The sequence below is a fragment of the Bradyrhizobium sp. URHD0069 genome (assembly GCF_000701345.1).
Lineage (GTDB): Bacteria > Pseudomonadota > Alphaproteobacteria > Rhizobiales > Xanthobacteraceae > Bradyrhizobium.
On sequence record NZ_JNIJ01000078.1, the window covers coordinates 1 to 10857 of the forward strand.

The 10857-nt window shown below is 62.4% G+C and carries 13 protein-coding genes; 9 read left to right on the forward strand and 4 right to left on the reverse strand.

The window, feature by feature from the left end:
• The 5 genes from N554_RS0128980 to N554_RS0129005 all read left to right on the forward strand — a co-directional run.
• Positions 1 to 1072, forward strand: a 1072-nt coding sequence (locus tag N554_RS0128980; protein ID WP_029586670.1) for a flagellin, incomplete at its 5' end; no start/stop codon positions are given.
• Between the two features lie 279 nt (positions 1073 to 1351).
• Complete coding sequence (locus N554_RS0128985; RefSeq protein WP_029586671.1) at positions 1352 to 2605, forward strand: flagellin N-terminal helical domain-containing protein; 1254 nt, start codon at positions 1352 to 1354, stop codon at positions 2603 to 2605.
• Positions 2606 to 2865: 260 nt separating this feature from the next.
• Positions 2866 to 3243 carry a flagellar biosynthesis repressor FlbT gene (flbT, locus tag N554_RS0128995; protein WP_029586673.1) on the forward strand — a complete coding sequence of 126 codons (378 nt, stop codon included), beginning with the start codon at positions 2866 to 2868 and terminating at the stop codon, positions 3241 to 3243.
• A 3-nt stretch (positions 3244 to 3246) separates the two neighbouring features.
• Positions 3247 to 3615 (forward strand): flagellar biosynthesis regulator FlaF, encoded by a 369-nt coding sequence (gene flaF / locus N554_RS0129000; RefSeq protein ID WP_029586674.1) that lies wholly within the window; start codon positions 3247 to 3249, stop codon positions 3613 to 3615.
• Between the two features lie 32 nt (positions 3616 to 3647).
• A complete protein-coding gene (locus tag N554_RS0129005) occupies positions 3648 to 4013 on the forward strand; it encodes a hypothetical protein (RefSeq protein ID WP_029586675.1) in 366 nt (121 codons plus the stop codon).
• 67 nt (positions 4014 to 4080) lie between these two features.
• On the opposite strand, the gene N554_RS0129010 is transcribed toward N554_RS0129005, so the two are convergent.
• Positions 4081 to 4443, reverse strand: a complete 363-nt coding sequence (locus N554_RS0129010; RefSeq protein ID WP_029586676.1) for a hypothetical protein — start codon at positions 4441 to 4443, stop codon at positions 4081 to 4083.
• A gap of 231 nt (positions 4444 to 4674) precedes the next feature.
• Between N554_RS0129010 and N554_RS0129015 the strand changes: the two genes are divergently transcribed.
• Positions 4675 to 5640: a tripartite tricarboxylate transporter substrate-binding protein gene (locus tag N554_RS0129015; protein ID WP_029586677.1), complete on the forward strand. Its 966-nt coding sequence runs from the start codon at positions 4675 to 4677 to the stop codon at positions 5638 to 5640.
• A 39-nt stretch (positions 5641 to 5679) separates the two neighbouring features.
• Here the strand turns inward: N554_RS0129015 and N554_RS0129020 are convergent, their stop codons facing one another.
• From N554_RS0129020 to N554_RS0129030, 3 genes are read right to left on the reverse strand one after another with little or no spacing between them, the layout of a single operon-like run.
• The gene (locus N554_RS0129020; RefSeq protein WP_029586678.1) at positions 5680 to 6171 is read right to left on the reverse strand and encodes a hypothetical protein; all 492 of its coding nucleotides are present in this window, start codon (positions 6169 to 6171) and stop codon (positions 5680 to 5682) included.
• A 21-nt stretch (positions 6172 to 6192) separates the two neighbouring features.
• A complete protein-coding gene (flgJ, locus tag N554_RS0129025; protein WP_051677771.1) occupies positions 6193 to 6519 on the reverse strand; it encodes a flagellar assembly peptidoglycan hydrolase FlgJ in 327 nt (108 codons plus the stop codon).
• A 35-nt stretch (positions 6520 to 6554) separates the two neighbouring features.
• Positions 6555 to 7682 (reverse strand): flagellar basal body P-ring protein FlgI, encoded by a 1128-nt coding sequence (locus N554_RS0129030; RefSeq protein WP_029586680.1) that lies wholly within the window; start codon positions 7680 to 7682, stop codon positions 6555 to 6557.
• 264 nt (positions 7683 to 7946) lie between these two features.
• On the opposite strand from N554_RS0129030, the gene N554_RS0129035 reads away from it, so the two are divergent.
• The 3 genes from N554_RS0129035 to N554_RS0129045 all read left to right on the forward strand — a co-directional run bounded on the left by N554_RS0129035 (position 7947) and on the right by N554_RS0129045 (position 10133).
• The gene (locus N554_RS0129035; protein WP_029586681.1) at positions 7947 to 8360 is read left to right on the forward strand and encodes a flagellar assembly protein FliX; all 414 of its coding nucleotides are present in this window, start codon (positions 7947 to 7949) and stop codon (positions 8358 to 8360) included.
• Positions 8361 to 8814: 454 nt separating this feature from the next.
• Positions 8815 to 9180, forward strand: a complete 366-nt coding sequence (dksA, locus tag N554_RS0129040; RefSeq protein ID WP_100382788.1) for an RNA polymerase-binding protein DksA — start codon at positions 8815 to 8817, stop codon at positions 9178 to 9180.
• A gap of 167 nt (positions 9181 to 9347) precedes the next feature.
• Positions 9348 to 10133 (forward strand): 2-keto-4-pentenoate hydratase, encoded by a 786-nt coding sequence (locus N554_RS0129045; protein ID WP_029586683.1) that lies wholly within the window; start codon positions 9348 to 9350, stop codon positions 10131 to 10133.
• The last annotated feature ends 724 nt before the right edge of the window (positions 10134 to 10857 follow it).

The following is a 10857-nucleotide window of genomic DNA, read 5'->3' on the forward strand; positions in this document are numbered from 1 at the left end:
CAGCAACCTGCTCGACAGCATCGGCAACGGCGTCCAGGTTTTGCAGGCCGCCGACAAGGGCATCACTGCGCTGTCAAAGCTGGTCGATACCGCGAAGTCGATCGCCAACCAGGCGCTGCAGCAGCCCGGCGGGTTCACGAAGGCTACCTTCACCACCAACGCTCCAGCGGGTGCTACACCTGCGCTGTTAGCCCCAGGTACTGCGACTGATTTGACCAACGCCGGCACGAACTCCTTTGGCGGGCAAACCATCGTTTTCAAGACGTCGGCGGTTGCCGCGGACGACCTGACGATTACGCTCGGAACGGCTGCGGGCCAGGTCAACTCGATCGACGCCCTGAACACAAAGCTTGTGGCTGCTGGCGTTCAATTGACCGCCAACCTCGACGTCACGACCGGCAAGCTGATCTTCACCTCGACCAACGATGCCGCGTCGCAGACCATCACCAACACCGGCACTTTTGCTGCGGCGCCGGTCGGTTCTTCGACCTCGGTGGATATTTCTGGCGATGCAGTAGCCACCGCCGGCACGGTTGTCGCGGCGGCTCCGGACGCCAATTCGCAGAACGCCCGTGCGGGTCTGGTCGCCCAGTACAACCAGATCATCCAGCAGATCACGACAACGGCGCAGGATGCGTCCTTCAACGGCATCAACCTGCTGAACGGCGACACGCTGAAGCTGGTGTTCAACGAAACCGGCAAGTCGACCTCGACGATCGCAGGCGTGACCTTCGATCCGAACGGTCTCGGCCTCGGTGCGCTGACCGTCGGATCCGACTTCATCGACAACAACGCCACCAACAAGGTTCTGACGTCTCTGAACGACGCCAGCATCACGCTGCGCTCGCAGGCCTCGGCCTTCGGTGCCAACCTCTCGATCGTGCAGATCCGTCAGGACTTCTCCAAGAACCTGATCAACGTGCTGCAGACCGGGTCGTCCAACCTGACCTTGGCCGATTCCAACGAGGAAGCGGCCAACAGCCAGGCGCTGTCGACCCGCCAGTCGATCGCGGTCTCCGCGCTCGCGCTCGCCAACCAGTCGAACCAGAGCGTTCTTCAGCTCCTGCGCTGATCTCGGCGAACCATTCGATCATCAAGGCGGCGGGGCTTCGGCCCCGCCGTTTTTTTGTGTCTGAGGTCCGGAGCCGCCATCGCAACACGAGGATCAGATCGCTCGAAAACAGCGCCCTGAAACCGGCGCGAGCGGCGTATCAGATTCTTAACCATGCCTAATAAGGTACCGTTAACCACATTTTAAAAGCTTTTGTTCATAACGTTCTCGGGTGAAGTCACGTAGCTCGTTGGCGCGGGAGAAGCCGCCGGCGATGCACACTTGAGGAAGGCGTTGAACATGTCCGATATCGTCCTGACGGCGGCAGTCCGCCAGAACCTGCTCTCGCTGCAAGGTACCGCCGATCTGCTCTCGACCACGCAGACGCGCCTCGCCAGCGGCAAGAAGGTCAACAGCGCGCTCGATAACCCGACCAACTTCTTCACCGCGGCCGGCCTCGACGCCCGCGCCGGCGACATCGGCAATCTGCTCGACAGCATCGGCAACGGAGTCCAGGTTTTGCAGGCCGCCGACAAGGGCATCAGTGCGCTGTCAAAGCTGGTCGATACCGCGAAGTCGATCGCCAACCAGGCGCTGCAGCAGCCGACGGGCTACAGCACCAAGGCCAGCATTAAATTCACGGGCACCGCTGCCGCCCCCACAGGTCCGGCGACTGCCGCCGACCTCACGCCCAGCGCGCTCAACGGTGGTGTTTACACCTTCAGCAATTCCGCGGGGACCGCTGTGACGATCACTGTCGGCGCGGCTGCCACGGCCTTCAATCCCACGACCAAGGCGGCGACCGTCAAAACTCTCGATCAACTCAACCAGGCGCTGGCCTTGGCTGGCGTCAACCTGTCGGCTTCGATCACCGGCGCGAACGAACTGACCTTCACGTCAACCAACGATGGTGCAGGTCAGGTGATCACCGGCACTGCGGCTGCAACTCCGCCGCTGACGCTCGACGCGATCAACATCAGCGCGAACGCGCTCGGTGGCGCCGCCGGCACTGTAGGCCCAGCGGCGGTTCCCGATGCGGTGTCCCAGACTGCGCGCGCCACGCTCGTCGCGCAGTATAACCAGATCATCCAGAACCTGACGACCACGGCGCAGGATGCGTCGTTCAACGGCATCAACCTGCTGGACGGCAATTCGCTGAAGCTGATCTTCAACGAAACCGGAAAATCGACGCTGACCATCGCCGGCGTGAACTTCGATCCGAACGGCCTCGGCCTCGCGCCGCTCACCGCCGGCACCGACTTCACCGACAACGTTTTGACCGGCAAGGTGCTGACCGCGCTCAACAATGCCAGCACCACGTTGCGCTCTCAGGCGTCGGCCTTCGGCGCCAACCTCTCGATCGTGCAGATCCGCCAGGATTTTTCGAACAAGCTGATCAACGTGTTGCAGACGGGTTCGGCCAATCTGACGCTGGCCGATAGCAACGAGGAGGCCGCCAACAGCCAGGCGCTGTCGACCCGCCAGCAAATTGCGGTCTCCGCGCTTGCGCTCGCCAATCAGTCGCAGCAGGGCGTGCTGCAGCTCTTGCGCTGATCCGATGAACGATCAACGTTACGGCGGCGGGGCTTTGCCTCGCCGCTTTTTGCTGATCCTTAGCATGATCCGAAAAAGCAACCGGTTCTTCGAAAAGATCATGCTCAATCAAAAGCTGGAGCGCGGCCGCAATTTCTACGGGCTTTGCCGGAAAGCCTTTATTTTGATGCAGTTTTGCACTCCGGTCGCAGGATATCGGTCATGATGATTCGCCGAGTTTGTACAGATCGCGCTTCCAATGAGCCCAAGGGGAAACGACGATGGCGCTGAAAGTTGAATTGAAGCCGTTCGAGCGGATCATCATCGGCGAGAGCGTCATCACCAATTCGGAGACGCGAACGACCTTCCTGATCGAAGGGGACGCGCCGATCCTGCGCGAGAAGGACATCCTGACGGCGGAGACGGCCAATACCCCTGTGAAGCGGCTCTATCTCTGCGTGCAGATGATGTACCTGGAAAAGAACATCCCGAAATACGAGGACCTTTACATGGACTTCCTCAAGCAACTGCTGGAGGCGGTGCCGAGCTTCAGGAAGGAGATTGAGGCCGCAAGTAAGCTAATTTTAAGCGGCTCTCTTTACAGTTCCCTAAAGGAATTCCGGAAGCTTATCAAACGGGAAGAGGAGTTACTGAGGTGACGAATGTCTAGTTCTGCCGCCCAAGCCTACGCGCGCGTTGCCACGACAACGGCGTCTCCTCGTGATATCGAAGCCCAGGCCTTGCTGAAGGCGGCGAACAAGTTGCAGGAAGTCGTTAATAACGCCGAAGCAACATTCGAGCAGAAGTCCGAAGCGCTGATGTTCAACCGCAAGCTTTGGACCATCTTTCTCAGCGAAGCCTTGCGCGACGAAAACCCGCAACCGCTGGACGTGCGGCAGAATATCGCCAACATCGGTATTTTCGTTCTGACCCAGACCACGGCGTTGCAGATCAGCCCGCAACCCGAGCAAATCAAGCCGCTGATCGAGATCAACCGCAACATTGCCGCCGGCCTCAGCGGCCGCGCCTGAGTCGTATTGCGAAGCAAGCCGGGAGTTGAACCATGGGTGACATCTTCAGTGTTCTCGCGGCCGGCTACACGGCCACGCCTCCCACGCCGCCGTCGCGCGCGACTTATGTCCCCGTCGATGCCACGGTTTGGGAAGGGACCTGGAAGGGGACCTATTCGACGGGCGAGAATTTTTCCTTCACGGTGTCCAACGTGGAGGGATTTCGCGCGAAGGTGAAGTATCAGAGCGGCAACGGTCCGATCAAATACCAGGACGTCCTGATCAAGGACAACGCCTTCAGGATAGGCGACTCTAAATTCTTGATGTCGAAGGTCGACCACGGCACGATCAAGACCGTAGTCACCAATCCCGCCACCGGGCAGTCGACCCTGAACTCGGCGCCGGTCGATAGAATCTGATTGCTGCTTGTAGGACCCTAGCCTTGGCGCACGCCCGTGCGTTTTGCGGGACGCGCAAGGAAAGGCTTCACGCCATTTGATCGAGCTTGATCAATGCTTGTTCGCGCTTCGCCTCATCCTGGGCACGCAGGTACGCGCGGGCACGCAGCCGCGCCTCGTCGGGGAACTGGCGGACGACCACGCTGGTGCGGGTGTCGACGACCTGGTAGACGATCGAGGCCGCGGCGCGATCGAAAACCACCTGGCGCGATGTGGAAGCGTCCACTGCGTTGAATTCTGGGCGCGCGCGGGTGCTAGCGTCCGCCGCCGCGACGCTCTGGGGCGCGGGCAGTACGGTCGCGATCGCATGATCCGCCGCTTTGCTCACCGGCTGCACAACCAGCGCGGCAACCGGTCCTCCGACCGGCTTGATGCTGAAATCTGTACTCACGGCAGCCTCCTGGCCTCCCTCGAGTCAAATCCAATCCCCCTCCATCGGTCAACTATGACCGGCAGATCTCAACGTTTTGTTAGAGAATGCGCTGAATGCCGTGCTGACGCCGAGGCAGCAATTTTATTAAAAACGCTCCGAATGGTAAGGTGCGAGGAAGGCGTTTCCCGATCAATCGTGCAATACTGCGTCACGGCACGGGTCACAAAACAATTCATGGGAGGATATTCGATGCGGCCTACGGTAGTCATTTCGGCGTTTTTGATGATGGTAAGTCCGGCTTTTGCTCAAAACTATCCGTCGAGGCCGATCACTTTGCTGGTGCCTTTTGCGGCGGGCGGCGCCACCGACACCGTGGCACGCGTCACCGCGCAATCGATGTCAAAACTACTGGGGCAGCCCATCGTGATCGAGAATGCGCTGGGCGCCGGCGGCACGATCGCGGCGACGCGCGCGTCCAGGGCTGAGCCGGACGGCTATACGCTGCTGATCCATCACATCGGAATCTCGACTGCGGCGACGCTCTATCGAAACCTGCCCTACGATACCAAAACCGCCTTCGCGCCGATTGGTCTCATCACCAACGCGCCGATGACGATCATCGGCCGTCCCGATTTGCCGCCGAACTCCCTGAGCGAACTCGTCAGCTACATCAAGACCAACGGCGACAAGATGACTTTTGGCAATGCGGGCCTCGGCGCGGCATCGCATCTATGCGGGATGCTGTTCATGACCGCCGTCAACAAGCAAATTCTTCCCATCCCATACAAGGGGAACGCGCCGGTCATGACCGATCTCATTGCCAAGCAGATCGATCTGACCTGCGATCAAACCACCAACACCACCCAGCCGATCGCCGCGAAGCTGGTCAAGAGCTACGCCATCACCACCCGGACACGCCTCACATCGATGCCGGATCTGCCGACGGCGGACGAGGCCGGGCTGAAAGGTTTCGAGGTCGGCGCGTGGCACGGCATCTATGCTCCAAAGGGAACGCCCGATGCGATCGTACAGAAGCTCTCGCGAACGCTGCAGGATGCCCTGAAGGAGCCCGACCTGATCAAGCGGTTCAACGACATCAATACCGAGCCGGTGGCGCAGGATCAGGCGACGCCGCAAGCGCTGCAGACGATGCTCAACAACGAGGTAGATCGCTGGGCGCCGATCATCAAGGCAGCCGGCCAGTTTGCCGACTGACCATCAGCGCAGGTCAAATGTCCGTTTCTGATACCTGGCTCAGAGCGAGCGGCTGACCGCCAGCGGGGTGATGTGCCGCGGGCCGGGCGCGGCGGGCTGTCCGGCCGCGGTGTAAGTGTTCGGGATATTGCGGCGCTGAATCTCGGCATTGACGCCGCGCACGATGCTTTCGGACACCGCATGCGCCGTTGCGAGCACGGTGAGGTTGATCTGCAGCATGGCGCGAAACACGTCGTGATGACGATGCAGCGTCGTCAACAGCTCCGGCGCGGATTGCGATAGATATTTCTGGCTGGCCTTCAGCTGCGCGACCGCGCTGACGTAGCGGCGGGACAGGTCCGCCTTCTGCGATTCAAGCGCCATCGCCTCGCGCAGCTTGCCGGCGCGCACCAGTTCAGTTTCGCGCTCGATGACGCCGAGCAGCGCGCTCATCACATCCATCAAGTCCTCGGCGAGCTTGCGGGCGTCGGCGGCCGTCGCAGCGACCGGAATCGGCGCGGGCGCTTGCGGCGGTTGAGAATGCGTAGTCATGTCTGGTTTCCCTCCGGGATCCTAGCTGGAGCGGCCCGCTTGCTGCAGGATCAGCGTGCGATAGACGTCATTGGAGATACCGACGCCGCCGCTCTTGGCGAAATTTTGCGAGTATTGTTCGGTCAGCATCGAGCGCCACACGCCGGTACCCGTCGTATCGCCGAACGGGCCGTCGCCCTTGATGCCGCTGGTCATCTGCGAAAACATCGAATTGAGAAACATCGCCTCGAAATCGGTCGCCGTCGCCTTGGCCTTGGCCTGCGCCTGCGGTGAGACCTTGGTCAGCGCGTCCGCAAGCTGAAAATCCGGCCGGCCGTTGATCATTGGCATCATCGCCTTGGCGGGCATGCTGCCGGTAGCGCCGTGGATCGGACTGGTTGGCATCACATCACCTCGATGTCGGCCTGGATCGCGCCGGCGGCCTTGATCGCCTGCAGGATGCCGATGAGATCGCGGGGACCGATGCCGAGCCCGTTGAGGCCGTCGACGAGCTGCTGCAGCGAGACGCCGTCCTTGACCAGCGCGAATTTCTTGCCGTCTTCGCTGACGCCGACGCTGGTGCTGGGCGTCACCACGGTTCGTCCGCGCGACAGCGGATTGGGCTGGCTGACTTGCGCACTCTCGGAAATCGTGACGGTGAGATTACCCTGCGCCACCGCGACGGTGGCGACGCGGACGTCGCGGCCCATCACGATGATGCCGGAGCGTTCGTCGATCACGATCTTGGCCGCGAGGTCAGGCTCGACCTGCAACTGTTCGATTTCGGTCAGAAAGGCGACCACGTTGCCTTTGAATTCCGCAGGAATCGAAAGCTGCACGGTCGAGGGGTCGATCGGCTCGGCGGACTTGGCGCCGAGGAAATCGTTGACCGCGGCGGCGATCCGCTTGGCGGTGGTGAAATCGGCGTTGCGCAGCGCCAGCCGCACATTGGGCAGGCGGTTGAGCGCGAATTCGATCTCGCGTTCGATGATGGCGCCGTTGGCGATGCGGCCGACGGTCGGCACCAGGCCGCGGGTGATACTGGCGGCGGCCCCTTCGGCCTGGAAGCCGCCGATCGCCACCGAGCCTTGCGCCACCGCATAGACATTGCCGTCGGCGCCGAGCAGGGGGGTGACGAGCAGGGTGCCGCCCTGCAGGTTCTTGGCATCGCCGAGCGCGGACACCGTGACGTCCATCCGGGTGCCCTGGGTGCCGAACGCCGGCAGATTGCCGGTGACCATCACGGCGGCGACGTTGCCGGTGCGGATGGTGGCGCCGCGGATATTGACGCCCATGCGCTCGAGCATCGCCTGCAGCGACTGCTTGGTGAAGGGGATGTTGTTCAGGGTATCGCCGGTGCCGTTGAGGCCGACAACGAGGCCGTAGCCGATCAACTGGTTCTGCCGCACGCCCTCGATGTTGGCGAGGTCCTTGATCCGCGAGGTGGCGCCGACGGGCACGGCGGACAGCACCAGCGCCAGCAGCGCGGCGCAGGCCACTTGAAACACTCTTGCCGGATAGACGCTTGGCATCCTCTGCTCCCCGCTGAGGTCTTTCGGTCCGGACCCGCGCGCCACTCCCATGACGGCGATCCCCGATAAACTATGCGAACCCCGTGCCACATTAATTTGCGCGTCTAACCTATTGATATTGCTGGCAAGACAATAAGGAGCGCCGTCGTCCATGGTTGCTGCCGCGGTGGCGAAACTGCCCCTGGCGGCAGATTTTGCCGAGCCGTTTACGCTCCATTAACCCTAGCCGGGCGAAGCTCCCGCCATCCACCGCGGGGTTTCACGATGCGCATCTACGGACCGAACGGCACCACTCTCGGGTCTCCGGCCAGCAATGCCCGGAAAACCAATTCGACCGGCTTCGCGCTGCCGGACACGGCGTCGACCCCCGAAACGCGCGCCGCGACCGCGCCAAAGGCTGCGGCCAACATCGATGCGCTGTTGGCGATGCAGGGCATCGAGGAGGATCCGCTCGAGCGCCGCAAGCGCTCGGTGCAGCGCGGCAAAGGTGCGCTCGACGTGCTGGACGATCTCAAGATCGGGCTTCTGTCCGGCAATTTCGATGCCTCCACGGTGAGCCGGCTGCGCGATGCCGCCGCCGCCCTCAAATCCTCCTCCGGCGATCCCGGCCTCGATGCGGTGCTGGCCGAGATCGAGCTGCGGGTCGAAGTCGAACTCGCCAAGGCCGGGCAGTTCTAGGCTTTCCGAAATTCTCCGCACGTCGTCGCCAGGCTTGCCGGGCGATCCAGTATTCCAGAGACGCTCGTGCTTGACCGAGAGGTCGCGGCGTACTGGATGCCCCGCTTGAAGCGGGCATGACGGCGGAGGGTTGTCTCACGCCGCCATCGCCCTGCGTTGGGCGGTCCGTGGCATACAAGGCCAAGGCCGAGAAGGGCGCGGCTTTTCTCGACCTGCTGCGGCAGGCGAAAGAGCCTTCCTGTCGCCGTCGGCCCTGTTCACGGCGGGCGGGCGAGCCGGAGAGTTCCGTCGTTTTGGGGGCGGTCCGGCATTCGGGTGCCATGATATTGTCTGTCACATAACGCCGCTATATAAGGCCCGCGCGGGCGGACCATTTTCCGCCCGCCTTGCACGTGAAGATGGGCTGGCCTTGGAAAAGTTGAAAAATTATCGACCCTCCGAAAAAGAGCCTTTCATGAACGACCGCCAGCGCGATTATTTCCGCGCCAAGCTGCTGGCGTGGAAGGACGAGATCTTGCGCGAATCGCGAATTACCCTGCAGACGCTCCAGGAAGAGAACGTCAATCACCCTGATCTGGCGGACCGCGCATCCTCCGAGACCGACCGGGCGATCGAGCTGCGCGCCCGCGACCGCCAGCGCAAGCTGATCTCCAAGATCGACGCGGCGCTGCAGCGGATCGAGGACAACACCTACGGCTATTGCGAGGAGACCGGCGAGCCGATCTCGCTGAAGCGGCTGGAGGCGCGCCCGATCGCGACGCTCTCGGTGGAAGCGCAGGAGCGCCACGAGAAACGCGAGAAGGTCTATCGCGACGAGTAGGTTTTGGCCGCCACGTGCGGTCATTTTGTTGATTCCTCACCAAGAGGGTGTAGGACCTCAGCCCGGCGTAACGGCTTCGCCGTTATCGCTGGAGGAGCGGCGCCTTGGCCGCGTCTCGAAGGATGAAGCCACTGAGCTGGAAGATGCGCCAACGGAGGCCGCCGCCGATGACCGACATTCGCGCCGCCGCCGCGAGCATCGCCGCCGCCCGCCGCGACCGCACGCCGCTGCATCCGTTGGCGCCAGAGGCCGCGCCGCGGAGCGAAGCTGACGGCTACCGGATTCAGGACGCGCTCCACGACCTGCTGTCGGCCGAGTTCGGCGCGCTCGTCGGTTACAAGATCGGCTGCACCAGCCCGGTGATGCAGCGATATCTCGACATCCCGCATCCCTGCGGCGGCGGCGTGTTCGCCAAGGGCGTGCACCAAAGCGGCGTGTCGCTGCGCGCCAAGGATTTCGTTTGTGTCGGCGTCGAGTGCGAAATCGCCGTCCGGCTCGCTTGCGATCTCGCGCCCTCGCAGGCGCCGTTCACGGCGGAAGCGGTCGCGCCGGCGATCGAGGCCTATCTGCCGGCGATCGAGCTCGTCGATGACCGCTACAGCGACTGGCAAACCATGGGCGCGCCGACCCTGGTGGCGGACGATTTCTTTGCCGCCGGCTGCGTGCTCGGCAAGCCGGTGGCGCGATCCGCCGCGCCCGATCTGCTCGCGGTGGTCGGCCGCGCGCTCATCAACGGCGTCGAAGTAGGGAAGGGCACCGGCGCCGACGTGCTGGGCCATCCGCACCATGCGCTGGCGTGGCTCGCCAATCATCTCGCCGCCGATGGCAAGAGCCTGCGCGCGGGCCAGATCGTGCTGACCGGGAGCCTGGTCAAGACGGTGTGGCTCGACGCCGGCGACAAGGTGGTGATGGAGTTGGCGGGGCTGGGGAGGGCGGAAGTCGCCTTCTCCTGAGCGGCCGTTCTGCCGTCATTGGCCTTGCGTTCGCTCCTCGCATTCACGATGAACAACGTAATTCGATGGTTTGCATTTCGAGTGCAAGTCACTGATTCAACTTTCAAACAAGAGATCGTCATTGCGAGCCACCGGGTCTCGCCTTCGGCGAGCCCGATGACAGGCTCCGCGAAGCAATCCATTTCGCTGAAAGAAAGAATGGATTGCTTCGTCGCGTCGCTCCTCGCAATGACGTGGAGAATCGTCATACCCCGCGCATGCGGGGGTATCCAGTACGCTGCGGCTCCTCGGTTCGATCACAAGCGCCTCGGAATACTGGATCGCCCGGTCACTTGGTGCGAAGACGCGCTTCGCGCTTTTGCCGGGCGATGACATCGAGAGTAAACACACCTTCGCCATCCCGCGGCGCGATTGCGCCCGAGTGATGCAAAAATCTTTCGCCCAGGAAAACAGAGGGCGCAGGGAAAGCCGGATGCGCGCTGCACCCGCGGTCTCGTGTGCAAGATGCATATAGAAAAACGCACACGAGCATACAGGTTCAGCGGAGGCAATCCGGCTTTCCCTGCGCAATGGTTTTAACGGCTTATATCGTGCTCTCCCCGGCGACGAATTCGTCTTGTCACCGTCGTCGGCGGATTAAGGTTTTGCGAGACCCGGTTGGGCTCGCAAAACCTCCGCCGACTTGACACCAGCAACGGGTGCCAGGACCACACGGTTTTGCCGT